This window comes from Streptomyces sp. NPDC102467 (genome assembly GCF_044765445.1).
Lineage (GTDB): Bacteria > Actinomycetota > Actinomycetes > Streptomycetales > Streptomycetaceae > Streptomyces.
The window spans coordinates 81531-103718 of record NZ_JBIWKA010000006.1; the positions used below are offsets into that span (position 1 = coordinate 81531).

At 70.2% G+C, this 22188-nt stretch carries 15 protein-coding genes; 6 read left to right on the forward strand and 9 right to left on the reverse strand.

Going from position 1 to position 22188, the window contains the following annotated elements:
- Nucleotides 1-14: 14 nt before the first annotated feature.
- The 7 genes from ACIREE_RS13635 to ACIREE_RS13665 all read right to left on the reverse strand — a co-directional run bounded on the left by ACIREE_RS13635 (nucleotide 15) and on the right by ACIREE_RS13665 (nucleotide 8861).
- Nucleotides 15-1094, reverse strand: a complete 1080-nt coding sequence (locus ACIREE_RS13635; protein ID WP_404150619.1) for an endo-1,4-beta-xylanase — start codon at nucleotides 1092-1094, stop codon at nucleotides 15-17.
- Between the two features lie 56 nt (nucleotides 1095-1150).
- Nucleotides 1151-3382, reverse strand: a complete 2232-nt coding sequence (locus ACIREE_RS13640) for a glycoside hydrolase family 3 N-terminal domain-containing protein (RefSeq protein WP_404150621.1) — start codon at nucleotides 3380-3382, stop codon at nucleotides 1151-1153.
- 100 nt (nucleotides 3383-3482) lie between these two features.
- Entirely contained in the window at nucleotides 3483-4325 is an 843-nt protein-coding gene (locus tag ACIREE_RS13645; protein WP_404150623.1) for a carbohydrate ABC transporter permease, read from the reverse strand.
- Nucleotides 4322-5305 (reverse strand): carbohydrate ABC transporter permease, encoded by a 984-nt coding sequence (locus ACIREE_RS13650; RefSeq protein ID WP_404150625.1) that lies wholly within the window; start codon nucleotides 5303-5305, stop codon nucleotides 4322-4324. The genes ACIREE_RS13645 and ACIREE_RS13650 overlap by 4 nt, the downstream gene beginning before the upstream one ends.
- The gene (locus tag ACIREE_RS13655) at nucleotides 5306-6607 is read right to left on the reverse strand and encodes an extracellular solute-binding protein (protein ID WP_404150627.1); all 1302 of its coding nucleotides are present in this window, start codon (nucleotides 6605-6607) and stop codon (nucleotides 5306-5308) included. It abuts the gene before it with no gap.
- A gap of 126 nt (nucleotides 6608-6733) precedes the next feature.
- A complete protein-coding gene (locus ACIREE_RS13660; RefSeq protein WP_404150628.1) occupies nucleotides 6734-7792 on the reverse strand; it encodes a LacI family DNA-binding transcriptional regulator in 1059 nt (352 codons plus the stop codon).
- Between the two features lie 64 nt (nucleotides 7793-7856).
- Entirely contained in the window at nucleotides 7857-8861 is a 1005-nt protein-coding gene (locus ACIREE_RS13665; RefSeq protein ID WP_404151208.1) for an acetylxylan esterase, read from the reverse strand.
- Between the two features lie 216 nt (nucleotides 8862-9077).
- On the opposite strand from ACIREE_RS13665, the gene ACIREE_RS13670 reads away from it, so the two are divergent.
- The 6 genes from ACIREE_RS13670 to ACIREE_RS13695 are packed head-to-tail and all read left to right on the forward strand — an operon-like array spanning nucleotide 9078 to nucleotide 16868.
- Nucleotides 9078-10058, forward strand: coding sequence for an ABC transporter permease (locus ACIREE_RS13670; protein ID WP_404151210.1), 981 nt, complete (start codon nucleotides 9078-9080; stop codon nucleotides 10056-10058).
- Entirely contained in the window at nucleotides 10055-10930 is an 876-nt protein-coding gene (locus ACIREE_RS13675; protein ID WP_404150630.1) for a carbohydrate ABC transporter permease, read from the forward strand. The genes ACIREE_RS13670 and ACIREE_RS13675 overlap by 4 nt, the downstream gene beginning before the upstream one ends.
- Nucleotides 10931-10973: 43 nt before the next feature.
- Nucleotides 10974-12629, forward strand: coding sequence for an extracellular solute-binding protein (locus tag ACIREE_RS13680; protein WP_404150632.1), 1656 nt, complete (start codon nucleotides 10974-10976; stop codon nucleotides 12627-12629).
- A gap of 5 nt (nucleotides 12630-12634) precedes the next feature.
- Nucleotides 12635-14143 carry a xylan 1,4-beta-xylosidase gene (locus ACIREE_RS13685; RefSeq protein ID WP_404151212.1) on the forward strand — a complete coding sequence of 503 codons (1509 nt, stop codon included), beginning with the start codon at nucleotides 12635-12637 and terminating at the stop codon, nucleotides 14141-14143.
- A complete protein-coding gene (locus ACIREE_RS13690; RefSeq protein WP_404150634.1) occupies nucleotides 14140-14838 on the forward strand; it encodes a hypothetical protein in 699 nt (232 codons plus the stop codon). The genes ACIREE_RS13685 and ACIREE_RS13690 overlap by 4 nt, the downstream gene beginning before the upstream one ends.
- A complete protein-coding gene (locus ACIREE_RS13695) occupies nucleotides 14835-16868 on the forward strand; it encodes a beta-galactosidase (RefSeq protein WP_404150636.1) in 2034 nt (677 codons plus the stop codon). Before ACIREE_RS13690 ends, ACIREE_RS13695 begins: the two co-directional genes overlap by 4 nt.
- A 27-nt stretch (nucleotides 16869-16895) precedes the next feature.
- Here the strand turns inward: ACIREE_RS13695 and ACIREE_RS13700 are convergent, their stop codons facing one another.
- Both ACIREE_RS13700 and ACIREE_RS13705 read right to left on the reverse strand, forming a co-directional pair.
- The gene (locus ACIREE_RS13700) at nucleotides 16896-18929 is read right to left on the reverse strand and encodes an alpha-glucuronidase (protein ID WP_404150638.1); all 2034 of its coding nucleotides are present in this window, start codon (nucleotides 18927-18929) and stop codon (nucleotides 16896-16898) included.
- Nucleotides 18926-22042 (reverse strand): glycoside hydrolase family 2 TIM barrel-domain containing protein, encoded by a 3117-nt coding sequence (locus ACIREE_RS13705; RefSeq protein ID WP_404150640.1) that lies wholly within the window; start codon nucleotides 22040-22042, stop codon nucleotides 18926-18928. The genes ACIREE_RS13700 and ACIREE_RS13705 overlap by 4 nt, the downstream gene beginning before the upstream one ends.
- Nucleotides 22043-22188 lie beyond the last annotated feature (146 nt).

Genomic DNA, 22188 nt, shown 5'->3' on the forward strand with positions numbered 1-22188 from the left:
TATGACACAGGCTCTCAGTGCCCGCGGGACGCTGTCAGCGCGGTACGGATCGCGTCGTACGCCGGCTTGCGCCGCAGATCCTCGTCCCAGGGCAGGGCCGCGCCCTCGCTCGGGAAGACGCCGGGGATCCACGAGTGCCGGTCGGAGTACCCCCACAGCGTGATGCCGACGCAGCGCCGCACGGCCAGGCACGCGTCGGTGATCCGGCCGTACCAGTCGGCCTGCTCCGCCAGCTTCGTCGCGTCGGCGGGCAGGATCATGCGGATGTCGAGTTCGGTGAACGCGACGTCGAGGCCCAGGCCGGCGAAGCGTCGCAGGTTGTCCTGGACACCGTTCGGGAAGCCGTACTGCAGGGCCAGATGCCCCTGGAGACCGAAGCCGTCGATCGGTACGCGGTCCGCCTTGAGCTGCTTGATCAGCGCGTAGTACGCGTCGGACTTCGCGCCGAGGCCGTCGACGTTGTAGTCGTTGAGGTAGAGCTTGACCTTCGGGTCCGCCGCGTGGGCCCAGCGCAGGGCGTCGGCGATGTAGCCGGGCCCGAGCGTGGTGTAGAAGATGTTCTCCCGGTACGTGCCGTCCTCGTTCATGATCTCGTTGGCGACGTCCCAGGCGAAGACCTTGCCCTTGTAGTGCTTGACGACCGTCGTGATGTGGTTCTTGAGGATCGCGCGCAGCTCGTCGGCGGTCCAGGTGCCGGAGGTGAGCCAGCTCGGCAGCTGGCTGTGCCACAGCAGGGTGTGGCCGCGGACCTTCAGGTGGTGGGCGCGCGCGTAGTCGACTATCTCGTCGCCCGCGGTGAAGTCGAAGACACCGCGCTGCGGCTCGGTGGCGTACCACTTCATGCCGTTGCCGGGGGTGGTGGCGCCGAACTCGCGGCCGAGCAGGTCGGCGTAGTCGGTGTCGACGAGTTCGGGGTTGTCGACGGCCGAGCCGAAGTACCGGCCGGACTTCTGGGCCAGGTCGTTCAGTGTGGCCGCCCGGTGGTGGTCGCCGGTCGCCTGGGCTGCCGGGGCGACGGCGAGGCCGAGCAGCAGGGCGGTCGCCGCGGCCAGGGCGGCGGATCTCACACGGGGACGGCGTGCGGGTGCGCGCATGGCGGATCTCCTCAACAGGGTTGTGCGGGAAGGGCATTGAAGCGGTTCGGCGCTGGTCACTTCACACGCATCTCGCAGCGCATCCGCCGCTCCCGTCCGACCTGGCGCGCCGGGCCTGTGAGGGTGAGCGGCACGGTGTGCAGGACGCGGGTACTGGAGGCGGCGACGCGCAGTTCGAGGGCGCCCGGTTCGACGACGCGGCGGCCGTCGGCGCCGGTGTACGCGGCGAGGTCCGCCGGGAACGTGGCGTGGACCTCGGCCGACGCGCCGGCGTCGAGCGGCACCCGGGCATAGCCGACGAGCCGCATCTCCGGGCGCGCGACGGTGCCGACGGGGTCGTGGAGGTAGAGCTGGACGACCTCGGTGCCGGGGCGGTCGCCGGCGTTGCGGACGGTGAGCCGGATACCGGTCTCGCCGTCGGTGCGCAGCTCGGCGGCGTCGCACTGCGGGGCGTCCCAGGTGAACGTGGTGTACGACAGGCCGTGCCCGAACGGGAAGAGGGCGCTGGGGTCCACGTTGCTGGGGTCGCCGTGGCGGCCGAGCGGCGGGGCGAGATAGGGGGCCGGCTGGCCGCCGGGGATGCGCGGGACTCCGACGGGCAGGCGTCCCGACGGCTCGACCCGGCCGGCCAGGACGCCCGCGACGGCGGCGCCACCCTCCTGGCCGGGGAAGAAGGCCTGGACGACGGCGGCGGCCCGGTCCGCCCAGCGGCCCAGCGCGTAGGGGCGTCCGCTGAGCACGACGATTACGGTCGGCGTCCCGGACTCGAATGTCTCCTCCAGCAACTCGACCTGCGCGTACGGAAGTTCCAGGTCTTCCGCGTCGCATCCCTCGCCCGAGGAGCCGCGCCCGAACAGGCCGGAGCGGTCACCGACGACGGCCAGGCACACGTCGGCGCCCGCCGGGTCGTCGACGAACACGGCATCCGGCAGTTCGGCGGGCAGCGCCTCGGCGAAGGTCTGTACGTCGACTCCGGCGGGCAGCTCGGGGTGGTTGACGCCGACGTGGCGGGGGAACGTGTAGCAGCCGAGCATGGCGGCCTGCTCGTCGGCGAGCGGCCCGACGACGGCGATGCGCAGGCCGTCGGCGAGCGGCAGCACACCGGACTGGTTGGCGAGCAGGACGACGGACTCCTGCGCCACCTTCCGTGCCAGGTCGCGAAGGTGCGGGGGGTTCAGGTCGACGGGAGCTTCGTCGCCGTCGCCCGGCGTCTCGTCGGGGTCGAGCAGACCCAGCTCGCACTTCTGCGTGAGGACGCGCAGGGCGGACCGGTCGAGGTGCTCCACGGGTAGCTGCCCGGCGGCGGCGAGGCAGCGTGCGGTGGGGAGTTCGATGTCCACGCCGGCCGCGAGGGCGAGCCGGGCGGCGTCCGCGGCCGAGCCGGCGACCCGGTGCGCGGACTCCAGGAAGGAGAGGGCGAAGTAGTCCGAGACGACGGTCCCGGTGAACTGCCACTCCTCGCGCAGGATGCCGGTGAGCAGGGGTGTGTGGGCGTGGGCGGGCAGGGCGTCGATGTCGTTGTAGGCGGGCATCACGGAGCGGGCGCCGCCCTCGCGCACCGCCATCTCGAACGGCGGCAGGATCACGTCGGCGAGCTCGCGCGGGCCCAGCGGTGCGGGCGCGTGGTTGCGGGCGGCGCGCGAGGCCGAGTATCCGGCGAAGTGCTTGAGGGTGGCGACGATCCCGGCCGCCTCCAGGCCGCGTACGTACGCGGTGCCGATCGTGCCCACGAGGTACGGGTCCTCGCCGATGGCCTCCTCGGTGCGGCCCCAGCGTGGATCGCGGACGACGTCGAGGACGGGGGCGAGGCCCTGGTGGATGCCGACCGCGCGCATCGACGCGCCGATGCCCTGCGCCATCTCGGTGATCAGCGCCGGGTCGAAGGTGGCGCCCCACGCCAGGGGCGTCGGGAAGACGGTGGCCTGCCAGGCGGCGAAGCCGGTCAGGCACTCCTCGTGGGCGATGGCGGGCAGCCCGAACCGGTTCCCTGCGCGGATCCGCCGCTGCAGTGCGGCCAGCTTGGCGGCGCCCTCGGCGGGTTCGAGGGGGACGGTGCCGAAGGGGCGGGTGAGGTGGCCGAGGCCGTACGGCAGCAGGGCGTCGAGTGCGGCGCTGTGGGCGGCGTAGGCGTGCTGCCCCGGCGCGACCGCGGCACTGCCGGTGTCGATCTCGGCTCCCAGCCACACGCTGGACAGCTGTGCGGTCTTCTCCTCGGTGGTCATCCGGGCGAGCAGGTCCGCCGCCCGGACGTGGGCGGGCAGGGTGGTGTCCTGCCAGGGCTTGACCATGGAACTCCTCAAGTGCCGGGTGAGCGGGGTGGTTCCGGGCGACGGCGCTGTCGTCCCCGGGGTGGTGGGCTGTCCCCCGGGCCAGTCCTCGGTAGAGGGGTCAGCCTTTGGTGGCGCCGGTCGTGATGCCGCCGATCAACTGCCGTTCGGCCACCGCGTAGAAGGCGAGCGCGGGCACCATGGCGAGGACGAGGTAGGCGAAGACGCGCGCCACGTCCGTGCCGTACTGGCCCTGGAACTGCTGGACGCCGACGGGGACCGTCCACCAGCTCGGGTCGCTGAACACGAGCAGCGGCAGCAGGAAGTTGTTCCAGCTGCCGACGACGGCGAGGACCGAGACGGTGCCGAGGGCGGGGCGCGCCATCGGGAGCAGGACCCGCCAGAAGAAGCCGAACGGTGAGCAGCCGTCGAGGGTGGCCGCCTCCTCCAGTTCGCCGGGGATCGCCCGGAAGAAGCCGCGCAGGATGACGATGGTCATGGGCAGTCCGAACGCGGCCTGCGGCAGGATGACGCCCCATGGGTTGTCGAGAAGACCGAAGGTGCGCAGCAGCACGAACAGCGGCAGGATCGCCACGGCGAACGGGAACATCAGCCCCATCGTGAAGAGGGTGAAGAGCAACTCCCTTCCGCGGAAGGCGAATCGGGCGAGCGCGAAGGCGGCGAGGGCCGCCGCGCCGACGGTGAGCAGGGTCGTGCCGACGGCGATCAGGGTGGAGGAGCCGAGGGAGCGCCAGAAGGCGCTGTCGCCGAGGATGGCCGTGTAGTTTCCCGTCACCCAGGGCGCGGGCAGCCCGAAGGCGTTGTCGGAGAGCTGGTCTGTGGATTTGAAGCCGGAGACGAGCGCGTACAGCAGGGGCGTCACCATGACCACGCCGATCACCCACACGGTCACGTACAGCGGGACCGAGCGCAGCCGGCGGCGCCGGGCCGCTGTCGTGTTCATCGGGTCGCTCGCATGGTGGTGAGGGCTCCTTCGGTGTCGCGGCGCAGCACGAAGCGCTGGTAGGCGAGGGCGAAGACGAGGCTGATGAGGAACATGGCGATGCTGATCGCGCTGGCGTAGCCGACCTGGTAGCGCTTGAAGCCGAACTGGAAGAGGGTGACGGCCATCGTCTCGGAGTGGTGGTCGGGGCCGCCCTGGGTCACCACCCACACGAGGTCGAAGAGTTGGATGGCTCCGATGACGGAGAGGAAGACGCTCATCCGGAGGGTCGGTCCGAGCAGCGGCAGCGTGATGTGCCGAAACCGCTGCCAGGGTCCCGCGCCGTCGATGCGGGCGGCCTCGTGGAGTTCGGCCGGTATGCCTTGCAGTCCGGCCAGGTACAGCATCATGTGGAAGCCGAAGTACTTCCAGGTCATGACGAGGAAGAGGGTCGGCAGGACGGTGTCCTGTCCGGCGAACCACAGTCCGCCGACGCCGTCGAGGCCGATCGCGCCGAGCGCTCTGTCCGCGAGCCCCTGGTCGGGCGCGAAGATCATGCTGAACAGGACTCCGGTGATCACCTCGGACAGCACGTACGGGGCGAAGAACAGCATCCGGTAGACGGCCCGGCCGCGCAGCCGCTGGTTGAGCAGCACGGCCATGGCGAGCGCGAACGGGAGTTGCAGCCCGACGGAGAGCAGGACGAGCAGCAGGCCGCGCCACAGGTCGCCGAGGAAGACCGGGTCGTCGAGCAGGCGGCTGAAGTTGTCCAGGCCCACGAAGTCCGAAGGCGCCCCGAATCCACCCCAGTTGAAGAGGCTGACGTACAGCGCGTAGAGGATCGGCGCGAGGACGAGCAGCAGGAACAGGACGAGCGCGGGCACCGTGAAGACGAAGGCGGTCAGCCAGTCGCGGACCCGGCGGGCGAGCGGACGGGCCGTGGTGGGCGCCGGGGGCGCGGCGGCGGACGCGGTGGGCGCGGTGGGTGACGTGGTGGTCATCTACTGGCTCTTGGCGACCTGGGTGATGGAGCGGGTCACCTGCTCGGGCGACTTGGAGCCGGCGATGAGTGCCGCCACCGAGTCGTTGACCTCCTGGCCGACGGCCGGCGGGTAGGCCTGGTCGAGGTAGAGCTGGAAGCCGGTGGACTTGTTGAGCATGTCCAGGACGGCCTTGAGGTTGGGGTCGGTGAGTGCGTCCTGGGCGTCCTTGTTCACCGGGATCACTCCGGTGCCCTTGACGAGGAGCCGCTCGGACTCGGGGCTGACGAAGTACTTCAGGAAGTCGACGGCCTCCTTCGGGGCGCCCTTGCGCAGGGCGTATCCCCCGCCGCCGCCGAACACGTCGGTGCCCTTGCCCTTGCCGCCCTCGACCGCGGGGAACGGGAAGAACCCGAGGTCGTCGCCGATTCCCTTGCCGGCGGCCGCCTGTTCTCTGGGCGCCCACTGGCCCATGAGTTCCATCGCCGCCTTGCCGTTGCCCATGGTGGCGGCCTGGCCGGTCGGCGAGGAGTAGGGGGCGCCGAGGAAGCCCTTCTGGAACGGTGCCAGGCCGACGAGTTCCTTGAGGTGCTCGCCCGCTTTGACGAAGGTGTCGCCGGTGAAGTCCTTGGCGTCGGCCGCCTGTTGCATGCCGTCGACGCCGGCGAGGCGCATCGCCAGATACGCCCAGTAGTACATGCCGGGCCACTTCTCCTTGCCGCCCAGCGCGATCGGGGTGATCCCGGCGGCCTTGAGGGAGCGTACGGCGTCGAGGAGCTCGGTCCAGGTGGTGGGCGGGGCGGTGATCTTGGCCTTCTTGAAGAGCGCTTTGTTGTACCAGAAGCCGACGGCGCCGATGTCGTTCGGAATGGCGTAGGTCTTCTTGTCGAACTCGTAGGCCTCGCGCGACGCGGGCACCAGGGTGTCGATCCAGGAGCTCACGGAGTCGGTGAGGTCCTCGACGAGACCCGCGTCGACCTGCTGCTTCAGGACGCCGCCGCCCCAGGTGTGGTAGACGTCCGGCAGCTTTCCCGAGCTGGTCAGAGCGGTGAGCTTCGACTTGAACGCGTCGTTCTCCAGCGTCACGACCTTGATCCGTACATCGGGGTGGGCCTTCTCGAACGCCGTGGCGCGAGCGTTCCACAGGCCGCGCGCGGGCTCGGACGTCATGATGTGCCACCACTCGACGACGGTCCGGCCCGAGCCGTCCTTGGCCCCCGAGTCGTCGGAATCCCCGCAGGACGTGAGCACGGCGACGCCGAGCCCGGCCACGGAGACGGTGCCCAGGAAACGACGGCGGGACAGAGGTGCGGAAGCTGACATGGCACACCTTCCGGAAGTGATCCGATAACTATCGGTCGACGGCCACGGAAGTTACGGACACGAGCGAGGGGTGTCAACGGCCTTAACAAAAAAGGCAGTTGACACCCCTGCGGGAATTCCGAACCACTAGTCGCGGCGCGGTGCGGCCGTACTGGCCCTGACCACCAGCTCCGTCGCCAGCTCGACACGCGGCGAGGCGGGTGCCACCGAACGCGCCAGATCGAGCACCGACCGGGCCGCCAACTTGCCCATGTCCGCCAGGGGTTGGCGGACCGTGGTGAGCGGCGGCGCCGACCAGCGCACCTCCGGCAGGTCGTCGAAGCCGACGACGCTCATGTCCTCCGGCACCCGCACCCCGCGCCTGCGCAGCGCCTCGATCGCGCCGAGGGCCATCTGGTCGCTGCTGGCGAACACCGCGGTGGGCGGCTCGGCCAGGTCCAACAGCAGGTTGCAGCCGGTGAATCCGGACTCGTGGTAGAAGTCGCCCGGCACGATCAGGGCGTCCTCGACCGGCACCTCCGCCCCGTCGAGTGCAGCCCGGTAGCCGTCGAGCCGGGCCCGTGAGCAGAGCAGCCGGGGTGGCCCCTCGATGAAGCCGATCCGCCGGTGCCCGAGGCCGATCAGGTGCTGCGTCGCGGCCATCCCGCCCGCCCAGTTGGCGGCGCCGACGGTCGGCGCCTCGGTGGCGGGCGAACCGGCCGGATCGATCACCACCAACGGCACTCCCAGGCGCCGCAGTTCGTCGTGCAGGCGGGGTTCGAGCACCGACGTCACGAGGATCACGCCGTCCGACGCGCGGGCCCGCAGGTTGGTCATCCACTGCCGCGCGGCGCCCGCCCGGTCGTGTATCGCCGAGACCACCGTGCCCACGCCCGCGTCGTGCGCGACCTCCTCGACCCCCCGGATGATCTCCACCGCCCAGGGGCTGTCCAGGTCGTTGAAGACCAGGTCGAGCAGGGCCGCCCGGGCGCCGGGCGCGGGTGGGCGGCGCTGGTAGCCGTGCAGATGCAGCAGGGCCTCCACCCGGGCGCGGGTGCCCGGTGAGACGTCGGAGCGCCCGTTGACGACCCGCGAGACGGTCGGTACGGACACCCCGGCCTCCCGCGCGATCTCGGTGATCGTCACCTTGGCCGGCCCGTCCGAGCCCTGCGTGGCAGCCTTGCGCCGGTCGCCTTCCCGGGCCACGTTCCCCACCTCCGTCGACAGGGGCACCCGGAAGATCTCCGGGCACCTTCCGGAAAACCGTAAGTCATGGCGTCACACGGCCCGGCTCCAGGACCCCGTCCAGCCAGGCCAGTTGGCGCCGCACGTGCACCGCGTCGCCGCCCTCGTGCCCGTTGAACGGGTAGGCGTGGAGCTCGCGCACGGGATCCTGCCCGGTCAGTTCGCCGTAGCGGTGGTACGCGGCGTAGGTGCCGCTGGGCGGGCAGACCGTGTCGCGCAGACCGACGCCGAAGTGAGCGGGGGCCTGCGCACGGCGGGCGAACGAGGCGCCCTCGACGTACGAGAGGGTGCGGTACGCGGCGCTCTCCGCGCCCCGGTGCACGGCGAGGTACCCGGCGATCTCCCCGTAGGGCCCTGCGTCGGTGAGGTCGAGGGCGCGCCGGATGCCGCACAACAAGGGCGCTGTGACCAGGGCCGCGGCCAGATCCGGGACGAGTCCCGCCACGGCGAGGGCCACTCCCCCGCCCTGGCTGTTGCCGACCGCGGCGATCCGCTCCGGGTCGGCCCCGGGCAGGGCGCGCAGCGCGGCGACCGCGCACACGGCGTCCGTGATCAGGCGGCGGTAGTGGTGGTCGTACGGGTCGAGCAGCCCCCGCACGATCGGTCCTGGACCGCCGGGCGCGTCGGCGTGCGGGTCGCGGGTCGCGCCGCCGTTGCCGTACTGGTCGCCCTGGCCGCGGTTGTCCATGAGCAGCTGCGCATATCCCGCGTTCACCCAGGTGAGGCGCTCGTGCGGGAGGCCGCGGCCACGACCGTACCCGGCGAACTCGACGACACCCGGCAGGAGTTGGGGCTCACCCGCCGGGCGGCTGTACCAGGCGTGGACCGGGTCGCCGGCGAAGCCGCGGAAGATGACGTTCCAGGTCTCTACGAGGCGCAGCCCGTTGTCGACGGGCCGGACCCGGATCAGCGGTTCGGGATGCTCGGCGGCCTTCAGGGTGGCGGTCCAGAACGCGTCGAAGTCGGCGGGTTCGTCGAGCTCGGGTCGGTGGCGCTGCAGTTCGTCCAGGGGCAGGTCGAAGGCGGGCACAAGCACCTCACAGAGAAAAACGGGGCCAACTGCCGTTGCCGCAGCCCCCATTGACAGGGGTCGGGACCGGCTCTTAGGTTGCGGCGACGTTACCGGAAGATTCCCGAAAGTTCTCGGTCGTGCCTCTGCCTGCCGTGTGACGCCCTGCGTGACGACCCGTGCGCCTACCCGTGTGACGACTCGTGTGACGAAAGGCCCTGCGTGAGCTCTTCCACCATGACGGGCAAGCGGCCCCGTTCCAGCGATTCCCAGGATCCACCGCCGCGCGGGAAACGCGGTCGAGCACCGTCCGGCCGCCGCCCGTGGCGTCAAGCGGTGCGCCGCGACTGGCAGTTGTACTCACTCGCGGTGCTGCCGATCCTGTTCTTCCTCGTGTTCCGGTATCTGCCGATGATCGGCAACGTGATCGCGTTCCGCCGTTTCGAGCCCGGCGGCTCGATCTTCGGCGAGCAGTGGGTGGGTCTGCGCTATGTGCGGATGTTCCTCAGCGACCCCACGTTCTGGCAGGTCTTCCGGAACACCCTCTGGATGGGTCTGCTGACGCTGCTCTTCTGCTTCCCGGTACCGATCGTCCTCGCGCTGCTGCTGAACGAGGTGCGCCGCAGATCGCTGAAGCGGTTCGTGCAGTCGATCTCGTATCTGCCGCACTTCCTGTCGATCGTGATCGTCGCGGGCATCACCCTGCAGATGCTGGCCACGGACGGCCCGATCAACCATCTGCTCACGGCGTTCGGCCACGATCCGGTCCGGTTCATCCAGGAGCCCGGCTGGTTCCGGACGATCTACGTCGGTTCGGAGGTCTGGCAGACGGCCGGCTGGGGCACGATCCTCTATCTCGCGGCACTGAGCACCATCGACGAGGAGCTGTACGAGGCGGCCCGGATCGACGGCGCGAACCGCTGGCAGCAGACCTGGCACGTCACCCTGCCCGGCATCCGCCCCACCATGATGACGCTGCTGATCCTCAACATCGGCACGTTCATGGCGGTCGGTTTCGAGAAGATCCTGCTCCTCTACAACGCGCTCACGTACGCGAAGGCCGATGTCATCTCGACCTACCTGTACCGCACCGGCGTCGAGTCGAACTCGTTCAGCTACGCCGCCGCCATCGGCCTCTTCGAGGCGGTCATCGGCCTCGTACTGATCACCTCCGCGAACCAGCTGTCGCGCAGGACCGTGGGGACGAGCCTGTGGTGAGCGACCGGACGACCCGCGGCCACCGGATCTTCCAGGGCGTCAACGGGGCGATCCTCACGCTGGTCGTGGCGGTGACCCTCTACCCGTTCGTGAACATCATCGCCCGCTCCTTCAGCGGGGAGCGGCAGATCCGCGCGGGCGAGGTCACGCTGTGGCCCAAGGGCTTCAACCTCACCACGTACAAGATCGTCTTCGAGGACGGCGTGTTCTGGCGCAGCTACGGCAACACCATCCTGTACACGGTGGTGTCCACCGTCGTCGCCATGGTCCTCACGACGATCTACGCGTACGTCCTGTCGAAGAAGGAGCTGCGCGGCCGCGGGCTCCTGATCGGCATCGCCGTGTTCACCATGTTCTTCACCGGCGGTCTGATCCCCAATTACGTGCTGATCACCGGTCTCGGCATGAAGAACTCGATCTGGGCGATCGCCCTGCCGAACGCCATCAGCGTCTTCAACCTCCTGGTGATGAAGGCGTTCTTCGAGAACCTGCCGTCGGACCTGGAGGAGGCCGCGCAGATCGACGGCCTGAGCACGTACGGGATCCTGCTGCGGATCGTCCTGCCGCTGTCGAAGGCCGTCATCGCGACGATGGTCCTCTTCTACTCGGTGTCGTTCTGGAACTCCTGGTTCTCGGCGTTCCTGTACATGGACAGGACCGAGCTGATGCCGGTCACCGTCTATCTGCGCAACCTCATCGCGGGCGCCACCACGGGCGGCAACGCGGGCGCCGCGACCGATCAGCTCTCCCAGGCCGCGGCGAACATCCAGTCGGTGACGATCGTGCTCACAGCGCTGCCGATCCTCGCCCTCTACCCCTTCGTGCAGCGGTACTTCGTCTCGGGCGTGATGCTCGGCGCGGTCAAGGGCTGAGCCACCTCGCGCACCACCAGCCATACACAGCTAGGGAGTTCACGTGACGAACCAGGGTCAGTTGTCGAGACGATCCCTCCTCGCGGCGGCGGGCTTCGCGGGTCTCGCCGCCCTCACCGGGTGCGGCAGCGGCGACGACGGCGGCGACACCAAGGACCTGTCGAAGAAGCGACACGGCGCGATGAAGAAGTACGACGCGGGCGAGCAGTTCAAGGCCGCCATGGCGCTCTCCTTCTCCCTGCTGCACAACAACAACCCGGTGTACCCGACGAAGAAGGACTGGCTGTTCTGGAAGGAGGTCACCCGGCGCACCGGCGTCACGCTCAAGCCGGTCGACGTGCCGCTCAGCGACTACGAGAAGAAGCGCAGCCTGCTCATCGGATCCGGGGACGCCCCGTTCCTCATCCCCAAGACGTACCACCCCGCCGAGGTCGCGTTCGTGTCGTCGGGCGCGATCCTGCCGGTCAGCGAGTACGTGCACCTGATGCCCAACTTCCGGGACAAGGTCAAACGGTGGGACCTGCAGCCCGAGCTGGACTCCATCCGCCAGGCCGACGGCAAGTACTACCTGCTGCCCGGCCTGCACGAGAAACCCAAGGCCGGCTACTCGATGGCCTTCCGCACGGATGTCCTCGACACGATCGGCGTGGAGCTGCCCACGACATGGGACGAGGTGTACGACGTCCTCAAGGCGATCAAGAGGGAGCACCCGGACCGCTACCCGTTCACCGACCGGTGGAGCACCAACACGGTCTTCCCCGCGGCCGCCCTGTTCAGCTACCTCGGCCAGGCGTACGGGGTCCGCGCGGGCTGGACGTACGACAACATCAGCTTCGACGACAAGGCGCGGAAGTTCGTCTTCACCGGGGCGACAGACGGGTTCCGGCAGATCATCGAGTACGTGCGCAAGCTCGTCGACGAGAAACTCGTGGACCCGGAGAGCTTCACCCAGTCCGACGACGACGCGGTGAAGAAGCTCCTGGCCGAGAAGTCGTTCGCGATCAGCGCCAACCCGCAGGAGCTGGTGCAGAACTACCGCTACAACCTGGAGCGGCAGGTCAAGGGCGCGAAGATCGAGATGGTGCCGGTGCCGCTCGGCCCGGCCGGTGAGATCGTGCTCGGCGGCGTCCGCATGGAGAACGGCGTCATGATCTCCAGCAAGGCGCTCAAGAGCGACAGCTTCGTGGCGATGATGCAGTTCGTGGACTGGCTGTTCTACGCGGACGAGGGCCAGAAGCTCTGCAAGTGGGGTGTCGAGGGCGTCACCTACACCGAGTCCGGCGGGCAGGACAGACTGAAGCCCGGCATCAGCCTGATGGGTTCCGACCCGAAGGCCCCGAAGGACCTGCAGAAGGACTACGGCTTCTTCAACGGCGTCTTCACCTACGGCGGCAGCTGGGATCTGGTGTCCTCCTCGTTCGGTCCTGACGAGAAGGCGTTCCAGGGCGTGATGGCCAAGCGCGAGCAGACGCCCATCGCCCCGCCGCACCCGCTGCAGTCCGCGGAGCAGGAGCAGGCGTCGCTGTGGGAGACCCCGCTCAAGGACCACGTGAACCAGAACACGCTGAAGTTCGTGCTCGGCAAGCGTCCGCTGTCCGAATGGGGCGACTACGTGACCGAGTTGAAGGCCAAGAACATGCAGCAGCTGGTCGATCTGCACAACAAGGCGCACGCCCGGTACCAGAAGGACAACGGGTGACCGGCGTGGTCCGCGTTCCGCGCGAGCCGATCGGCCGGCTCTCCGACGCCTGGCGCGCCTGCGTCGGCACCGGCCGCCTCGAACTCGCCCTGCGCAGCGACTACCAGGACTCCCTGGCCCTGCTCCAGCGGGAGATCGGTTTCCGGTACGTCCGCGGGCACGGGCTGCTGAGCGACGGGATGGGCGTGTACCGGCCGTACGAGTGGCAGGGCGCCCGGCAGGTGCATCACTCGTTCACCTACGTCGACCAGGTGGTGGACGCGTATCTCGCTCAGGGCATCAAGCCGTTCCTCGAACTCGGCTTCATGCCAGGCGAGTTAGCGTCCGGCGGGCGGACGGTGTTCTGGTGGGCCGGGAACGTCACCCCGCCGTCCTCGCACAAGGAGTGGGCCGATCTGGTGCGCGCCACCCTCACGCACCTCGTCGACCGCTACGGCCTGGAGGAGGTGCGCACCTGGCCCGTCGAGGTGTGGAACGAGCCGGACCTGCCGGACTTCTGGGAGGGCGCGGACCAGAGGGCCTATCACCGTCTGTACGAGGTGACGGCGCACGCGGTGAAGGAGGTCGACGCGTCGTTGCGGGTGGGCGGCCCCGCGGTGTCGCCGGGCGCGGACGAGGGATGGCTCGGGAGGTTCGCGGAGTTCGTGGCGGAGCGCGCGGTGCCGGTGGACTTCGTGTCGCGGCACGCCTACACCTCGGGCCCCGCGCAGGCCGTACCGTTCGGCACGCACCAGACGCTGGCCCCCGCGCAGCGGCTCCTGGAGCAGTTCGCGGCGCCGCGCCATGAGCTGAAGGGCGGCCCGCTGAGCGAACTCCCGGTGCACATCACGGAGTTCAACTCCTCCTACCGGCCCGACAACCCGGTCCACGACAGCGCGTTCCATGCCGCGTATCTGGCGCCGGTGGTCGCGGCCGGCGGCGATCTCGTGGACTCCTTCTCGTACTGGACGTTCAGCGACATGTTCGAGGAGGTGGGCATACCGACGGCACTGTTCCACGGCGGATTCGGCCTCCTCACGCACCGCCAGGTCAGGAAGCCCACCTACCACCTGTACGCGTTCATGGCGCGGATGGGCGGCGAGGTGCTGGCGCGCGGCGCCGACCATCTCGTCACCCGGCACTCCGACGGCCGGGTCTCGGTCCTCGCCTGGGCGGCGGCCGGCGCGGACGGACACCGTCTGCGCCTCTCCCTGCCGGTCGGCGACCGGGAAAGGGGTGCGGCATTCGCGCTCCGCTCCAGCGTGGACGAGGAGCGCGGCAACGCGTACACGGCATGGCGCCGCATGGGCAGCCCCCGCTCGCCGCGCCGCCGCGAACTGGATGTCCTGCACGAGGCGGCGGAGCCCGCAAGAACTCATCTCAGGCTGCCCGTTGAGGAGTTCAGGACGACGGTGGACCTGACCCTGGAGCGCAACGAGGTGACGCTGGTGGAGCTGACCCCAGTGGTGGAGGAGGCCCCGGCCTGGTGGGACGAGGGCAGGCTTCTCGGACTGCCCGCGGGAGACCCGCGATGAGCGCGGCGGGCGCGGTCCGGCGCCCCTCCCGGGTGTTCGGCGACGGACCGCTCTCGCGGGCCTGCGCGCTGGTGCACACGCTGCTCACCATCGAAGCCCTGCTGCTCGCCACGCTGGCGCCGGGCGGCGCGGGGCTGCTCCTCCTCGGCGCCGACCCAGGAAATCTGCCGCTCGCCGCGGTGTGCCTGGTCCCGGCCGGTCCGGGCCTCGCGGCCGCGCTGTACGCGGTACATCACCGCAGCGGCGACCTGACGGAATTGCGGCCGGCCCGCACCTACCTGCGCGGCCTGCGCCTCAACTCTGTTGCAGCGCTGCGCATTTGGGTGCCCTTGCTGGCCTGGCTCACGGTCATCACGTACACCCTGACGCACTTCGCGGTGACCGGCCTGCCCGGCTGGTGGGCCGCGCTGCTCGCGGTCATCGGGGTGGGCTCGCTGCTGTGGGGAGCCCACGCGCTCGTACTGACGGCCCTGTTCACGTTCAGGGCGACCGACACCGCCCGGCTCGCCGGATACTTCCTGCTGCGGCACGGGCGGGCCACGCTCGGTGCCGCCAGCCTCCTGATCGTCGCGGGTGCCGCCACGCTGTGGGCCACCGAGGTGCTGCCCTTGCTGCTCGCGCCGCTGCTGCTCCTGTCGCTGCTGCACACGAGCCGGCCGATCATCACCGAGACCCAGGAGGAGTTCACCGCATGAACGGCGCACCCGACACCCCCAAGATCCCCTACGGCGGTGACTACAACCCCGAGCAGTGGCCCGAGGAGGTGTGGGACGCGGACCACCGGCTCTTCGACCGGGCGGGGATCGACACGCTCACCGTGGGCGTGTTCGCGTGGTCGTTGCTGCAACCCGCCCCTGACGTCTATGACTTCACGGTGCTCGACCGGATCCTCGACCGGGCCGCGGCCGAGGGCCGCCGCGTCGTGCTGGCCACCGGCACGGCCGCGCTGCCGCCCTGGCTCGCGCGAGCCCACCCGGAGGTCAACCGCACCGACTTCGAGGGCCGCCGGCACGGCTACGGGCAGCGCCACAACTTCTGCCCGAGTTCACCGGCATACCGCAGGCTGTCGACGGCGCTCGCAGGCCGGATCGCGCGACGGTACGCGGACCACCCCGCGCTGCTGGCCTGGCACATCAACAACGAGTACGGCGGGGTCTGTTACTGCACGCTGTGCGCCGAGGCCTTCCGCGGCTGGCTGCGCGAGCGGTACGGCTCGCTCGACGCGCTCAACGATGCCTGGTGGACGACATTCTGGTCGCACCGCTACACGGAGTGGGCCGAGATCGAGCCGCCGAGCGCGCTGACCGAGCACTGGCGCGGCCCCGACCACACGGCTTTCCAGGGCATCACGCTCGACTACCACCGCTTCACCACGGACGCGTTGCTCGGCTGCTTCGTCGCCGAGAAGGAAGCCGTGCGGGCGCACAGCCCGCACACCCCGGTGACCACGAACTTCATGGGCATGTACCGCCCGCTGGACTACCACCGCTGGGCGCCGCACCTCGACTTCGCGTCATGGGACAGCTATCCGCCGCTCGACGCGCCGCCGACCTGGCCCGCGCTCGCCCACGACCTGATGCGCGGCCTGAAGGGCGGCGCGCCGTTCTGGCTGATGGAGCAGACGCCGTCCACGACGGCGTGCCGCGACGTCAATCCGCTGCGCAGGCCCGGCGAGCTGCGGCTTGCGAGCTGGCAGGCGGTGGCGCACGGCGCGGACGCGGTCCTGTACTTCCAGATGCGGGCCTCGCGCGGCGCGTGCGAGAAGTACCACGGCGCGGTGATCGGCCACGCGGGCCGGGACGACACCCGCGTGTTCCGCGAAGTCGCTGCCCTGGGATCCGAGTTGGCGGACCTGGGCACGCTGCCGCTCGGCGCTCGCACCCCGGCCCGGACCGCGCTGCTCTTCGACTGGGACAGCTGGTGGGCTCTGGAGATGTCGGACGGCCCGTCGCGGCTCGTGAAGTATCTCGACGTGGTGCACGACTACTACCGCGCGGCGCGGACGGCGGGCGCGGACGTGGACGTCGTCCCGGTCACCGCGGACCTGTCGGCGTACGACGTGGTCCTCGCGCCCGTCCTGCACCTGGTCAAGGGTGACCTGGCCGCCCGTCTGGAGGCGGTGGCCGAGCGCGGCGGGACCGTGGTCACGACGTTCCTTTCCGGCCGCGGCGACGCGCACGACCGGGCGTTCCTCACCGATGTACCGGGCCCGCTCGGGCCGCTCATGGGCGTACGGATCGACGAATGGGACTCCCGGCCTGCCGAAGTCGTTAATCAAGTCAGCCTGGGAGCAATAAAGGTGACGGGCCGTCTGGTGTTCGAGATCGTCATCCCCACGAGCGCCGAGCCGGTCGGCACCTACCTGTCCGACTTCTACGCGGGTACGCCCGCCGTCACCCGCAACCGTTTCGGCGAGCGGGGCGGCGAGGGCTGGTACGTGGCGACGCGCCTCGACGACGCCGGCACGGACCACGTGGTACGCCGGGTGCTGGCCCGGCACGGGCTGATCGGCCCCTACGCCGAGGAGGCGGCGGCCGGCGTGGAGACGTCGACCCGGGTCGCGCCCGACGGCACCCGGCTGATGTTCCTCCTCAACCATGCGGCCAGCGAGGTGTCGCTGACCGCACACGCGTCCGCGACCGATGTGCTGACGGGCAAGCGGCACGAGCAGGGGGAACCGCTCGTGCTCGACCCGCTGGGCGTCGCCGTGCTGCGGCTCGGGTGAATCGTCCCTGAGCGTCCCCAGGACGCTTCAGTGGATCCGGCGCCCGCCCGCGTCCGGCACACCGGACTTGCGCAGGAAGTAGCTGTTCACCTGGTCCCGCCACTCGCGGGCCCCGCGCAGCTGCTCCTCGTACCGTTCCGTCACCCGCGTGTGCCGGGCGGGCGCCACCAGGTCCGCGAGCGACGCCCAGGTCCGCCGCGCGGCCTCCACCTCCTCGACGCCCTCGAAGTGGGTGTCGTAGATGTGCTGGATCACTGTCTTGCCGCTGTGCAGGAGGTGGCCGTAAGGCACGTGGTGGAAGAAGAGGAGCACGTCGTCGGGGCAGGTCTCAGGTGTCTCGTACGTCTCGGACCAGGGCTTGGCGTATTGGGCCGCATACCCGGTTCCGGTGGCCAGGCTGCGGTCGACGCCGATGCCGTCGCGGTCGGCGAAGTGGTAGGTGCCCCAGGGGCTGTACTCGTAGCCGTCGACGCTCGGGCCGTAGTGGTGTCCCGGCTGCACCATGAAGCCGACGCCCAGGGGGGCGGTGTACTTCTCGTACGTCGCCCAGGAGTCGCGCAGCACGGCCCGCAGCCCGGACCGCAGCCGCTCCGGGTCGGCGGTCCGGTCCGGCGTGTACGTCAACTCGACCCATTCATCCAGCAGTTCATCCGGGTCCGCGTCGGGCTGCCAGGCGAGCCGGCCGAACGCGTACAGGTTGAGCTGCGCGAGCGGGTGTCCGGTCCAGAACGGGTCGTGCCCTGCGTTCGAGACGGCCACCAGGCCGCCGCCGCGGACGAGGCTTCCGACGTTCGGGCCGTGGTCCCCGTCGGGGCGGAACCGCAGCACCTCGGACCACAGGGGTGCGAGCGCGCAGACGTGCCGCTGCTGCCCGGTGTACTCCTGGGTGGCCTGCACTTCGACGGCGACGCGCGTGCGGGGCAGGGCGCCGATGACCGGGGAGACGGGCTCGCGGACCTGGAAGTCCATCGGCCCGTGCTTCACCTGGAGGACCGCGTTGTCCCTGAACTCACCGTCCAGCGGGGCGAAATGATCGTACGCGGCGCGCGCCCGGTCCGTGCTCCGGTCGCGCCAGTCCTGGCGGTGGTCGTAGACGAAGGCCCGCCAGTGGACGGTGCCGCCGTGCGGGGCGAGCGCGTCGGCGAGCAGGTTCGCGCCGTCGGCGTGGCTGCGGCCGTAGGCGAAAGGCCCCGGCTGCCCTTCGGAGTCGGCCTTGACGACGAAGCCGCCGAAGTCGGGGATGTGCCGGTACACGTTCGCTGCCGCCTCCTCCCACCAGGCGCGGACTCCGCTGTCGAGCGGGTCGGCTGTGCCGAGGCCGCCGAGCAGCACGGGCGCGGCGAAGCTGACGGAGAGGTGGGTGCGGATGCCGTAGGCCCGCAACTCGGCCGCGATGGCAGCTACTTCGTCGATTCGGTCGCTGAGGAGGTGGGCCTCCGTCTCGTGGACGTTGACGTTGTTGACGCCGACGGCGTTGATCCCGCAGGCCGCGAGCAGGCGCGCGTAGGCGCGCACCCGGGGGAGGTCGCCGCGGGCCCGGCCGTCCCGCCAGAACAGCGAGCCGCCCGCGTAGCCGCGCTCGACCTGCCCCATCACCGGGTGCACGGCCACGTTGTCCCAGTGGTTCAGCATCCGTAGGGCGAGCGCGGGTCGGTGTGTCTGTGGGGGCGCCGCGAGGAATGCGGTGGCGCCGAGCCGCACCACGTGGAAGAAGCCGTACAGGAGGCCCGCCGGGGCGGTGGCGGTGACGGTGGTGCGGGTGCCGTCGCGCTCCAGCGTGAAGCCTTCGCGTCCCGCGTCGCCGCCCTCGCCGCCCTCGCCGCCGCGGTTCTCGCCGCCGCCGTCCGCGCCGCCGCTGTCCGCGATCCTCAGCAGCAGTTCGCAGGACGAGCCGTCGTCGTACCCCTGCTCCCCGCCGAACTGGGCCCGTGCGTAAGCGACTTCATGGCGCACGGTGTCGACGAGCGGCCCGTCGCCGAGGACGAGGACGCGCCGCGTCCCGACCCCGCGCAGCGCCTCGTCGGGCAGCCACGCGGGGTCGAGGTCGATCGGCCGGGTCACGACCGCGCCACGTCCAGCGCGCTGATCCCGAACGCCCCCTTGGCCGTGCCCGGTTGGCCGCTGACGAGATCGAGCCGGAGGCGGCTGCCGCGAACCGCGTCAAAGGTGACGAGGGTCGGCTCGCCGGACTCCGCGGCCCAGTCGATGTCGGCGTCGGGCACGGGCACGTACCGCTTGCCGTTCCACACCGACACGGCGACCGACTCGGGCAGCGCGTGCCGGGCGTCGACGGTGAAGGAGACCTCGACCCGGCCGATCTCCCGCTCTTCCTCCCATTCCACCGAGACCCAGTCGCGCGGCCGGGCCCCGTCGAATGCGGGCAGCAGGGCGGTGGCGGCCTTCTGGAAGGCATTGGACCACTGGGTGGCCGCGTCGCCGTCGAGCATCGCCGCAGGCAGGGTGTTCGTCGCGCCGGAGTAACTGGCGTCCGCGAGCGGGTACTTGTGCGCGGTCCCGGGGTCGGGGGCGAAGGCCCCGGCCGGTGTGACGGGCATGCCGGCCGGTCCGGTCACCCGCACGGATGTCTTCCCTGCGCGCAGTCCGTCCGCGCGTGCGGTGACGGTGAGCGCGCCGGGCTTTGTCCCCGAGCGGACCATCGCGAGCGCCAGGCCGTGGAAGGTGGTGCGTGTACTGGCCTGGTAGCGCTCGGCGCTCTCCTGGCGCCCGTTGTCGAGTCCGGCCAAGTGGCCGCCTGTGACGTCGAATTGGATGCGGTGCTCGGCATCCGGCACGACCACGCCGCGCGCGTCGACGACCTCGGCCGTGACGAACACCAGGGACCGTCCGTCCGCGGCGAGGGACGTGCGGTCGGCCGTCAGACGCACGGCGTGCGCCTTCCCGGCCGTGCGCAGGACGTCCGTCGCCACGATCTTGCCGTTGCGCCGCGCCACCGCCTTCAACTCGCCCGCCGCGTACGGCACCTTCCACGTCAGGTGCAATTTGCCCGCACTGCCGTTGGGGCTGGTGTAGCTGCCGGGGTAGGCGCCGGTGGTGACGTTCTTGTCGTCGCCGCTCGCCTCCGTGGTCTCCAGGTACGTACGGCCGTCGACGGTCTTCTTCTCGTCGAAGGAACGCACGCCCAGGGAACGGCCGTTGAGGAACAGTTCGACGTCGGCGACGTTCGCGTACGCCCACACCTGCACCTCCTCCCCGTCCTCGTACGTCGACCAGTCCATCGGCAGCAGATGCACCATCGGCTCGTCGGACCACTGGCTGCGGAAGAGGTGGTACATGTCCTTCGGGAACCCGGCCGTGTCGACGGCGCCGAAGAACGACGCCTTCACCGGGAACACGTCGTACGGGGTCGGCTCGCCGATGTAGTCGATGCCGGACCACAGGAACTCGCCCGCGAAGAAGCGCCGGTCGCGGTCCTTCTTCAGGCCGTACTCGCCGCTCATCGTCCACGAGGCGAGGTTGTTGTCGTAGCTGGAGGTCGCCCGCCGGCCCGGCGTGTGGTTCTCCCCCGTGTTGAGGTGCTGGGGCTCCTGGTAGGTGCCCCGGCTCGATGTCTCCGACGACGACTCGGACTCGAAGAGGAACAGGTGCGGGTAGCGGGCGTGCAGCGCGTCGACGGAGGCGGCCGTGTTGTAGTTGAGGCCGAGGCCGTCCAGCTTGGCGAGGATCAGGTCGGCGGCCGAACCGACGGCGGGCAGCGACCGGTACTTGTCGGAGCCGATGACGACCGGCCGGGTCGTGTCGAGGGCCTTGATGTCGTCGACGAGGCGCTGCGCGATGGCGACGCCCTCGGTGCGGGTCGAGTCGGGGATCTCGTTGCCGATCGACCACATCAGTACGGCGGGCGAATTGCGGGCGGCACGCACCATCTCGGCGATGTCGGCGTCGCTGTGCTCGTCGAAGAAGCGCCCGTAGTCGTAGGTGTTCTTGCCGGTGCGCCAGCAGTCGAAGGCCTCCACGAGCATGATGACGCCCAGCTCCTCGCAGGCCTCGATCACCTCGGGAGCGGGCGGATTGTGCGAGGTGCGCAGGGCGTTGACGCCCATGCTCTTCATGATGTGCAACTGGCGTCGAACGGCGTCCGGTTGGACCGCGGCCCCGAGGGCTCCGAGGTCGTGGTGGAGGTCGACGCCTTTGATCTTGGTGTGGGTGCCGTTGAGCGAGAGCCCTGTATCGGGGTCGAAGACGGCGTGCCGGATACCGAAACGGGTGCGATACGTGTCGACGGTGCGGCCGTCCACGCGTAGATCGGTGACGAGCGTGTACCGGTGTTCCGGGGTGTCGATGGACCACAACTGCGGTTTCTGCACGGTGAGTCGGTGGTGGGCGGTTGCGCCCGGGCCGGCCGTGACGCCCTTGAGCACGGACTCGGTGCGCGCGACGCGACGGCCCTTGGGGTCGCGGACGGTGGAGACGACCGTGACGTTCCGCGCGGTGTCCGCCTCGCCCACGACCGCGGTGCGCACGTCGACCGTCGCGTACCCCTTGCCGAGGGTGGCGGCCAGGTCGGGCGTCGTCACGAACGTGCCCCAGCGCTCGACGTGCACCGGCTCGGTGACCACGAGTCGGGCGTTGCGGTAGATGCCGCTGCCCGAGTACCAGCGGCTGCTGGGCAGCCGGTTGCGGACCTCGACGGCGAGCACGTCCGCGGTACGGCCGTCGGTGTGCACGAGGTCCGTGATGTCGTACGCGAACCCGGTGTATCCGTACGGGTGGTTGCCGATGAGTTCGCCGTTGAGGTAGACGTTGGCGTCCATGTAGACGCCGTCGAACTCGACCGAGATCCGCTTGCCCGCGTAGCCGCGCGGCACGGTGAACTTCTTGCGGTACCAGCCGAGACCGCCCGGCAGGAAGCCGGTGCCGCTGGTCGTGTGGTGCTCGGTGGTGGGGGTCTGCTCGATGCTCCAGTCGTGCGGGACCGCCACCGTACGCCAGTCCGTGTCGTCGAATCCGGGCTGCTCGGCCTCGTTGTAGGCGCCGGTCGGGTCGGTGATCCCACCGGGGTCGACGAGCGCGAAGCGCCAGCCGTCGGTGAGCTCGACGGTGCGGCGCCCGACGGCGCCCGTACGCTCGGCTGCGTGTGCCACGGGTGCGGCGAGCACTCCGGCGGCGGAGGTGGCCGCGCCCGCGGCCAGCACGGTTCTGCGGGTGACAGGCATGAGCGGGTCTCCTCGAAGCGAACATGATTCACCAGAAAGCCACTGACTTGCGCTAACGGATCCTTCGACTTCGAACAGCTATTAGTCAAGGCCCTTACCGAATACCGGTCCTGGTGAAATTGTTTGATGCCGTTGCCTGTGAGGTT

Coding starts and splice junctions, on each gene's coding strand:
- ACIREE_RS13655 (WP_404150627.1), bottom strand. CDS start 6,607: ATGTCAGCTTCCGCACCTCTGTCCCGCCGTCGTTTCCTGGGCACCGTC.
- ACIREE_RS13635 (WP_404150619.1), bottom strand. CDS start 1,094: ATGCGCGCACCCGCACGCCGTCCCCGTGTGAGATCCGCCGCCCTGGCC.
- ACIREE_RS13695 (WP_404150636.1), top strand. CDS start 14,835: ATGAACGGCGCACCCGACACCCCCAAGATCCCCTACGGCGGTGACTAC.
- ACIREE_RS13650 (WP_404150625.1), bottom strand. CDS start 5,305: ATGACCACCACGTCACCCACCGCGCCCACCGCGTCCGCCGCCGCGCCC.
- ACIREE_RS13670 (WP_404151210.1), top strand. CDS start 9,078: ATGACGGGCAAGCGGCCCCGTTCCAGCGATTCCCAGGATCCACCGCCG.
- ACIREE_RS13640 (WP_404150621.1), bottom strand. CDS start 3,382: ATGGTCAAGCCCTGGCAGGACACCACCCTGCCCGCCCACGTCCGGGCG.
- ACIREE_RS13690 (WP_404150634.1), top strand. CDS start 14,140: ATGAGCGCGGCGGGCGCGGTCCGGCGCCCCTCCCGGGTGTTCGGCGAC.
- ACIREE_RS13645 (WP_404150623.1), bottom strand. CDS start 4,325: ATGAACACGACAGCGGCCCGGCGCCGCCGGCTGCGCTCGGTCCCGCTG.
- ACIREE_RS13705 (WP_404150640.1), bottom strand. CDS start 22,042: ATGCCTGTCACCCGCAGAACCGTGCTGGCCGCGGGCGCGGCCACCTCC.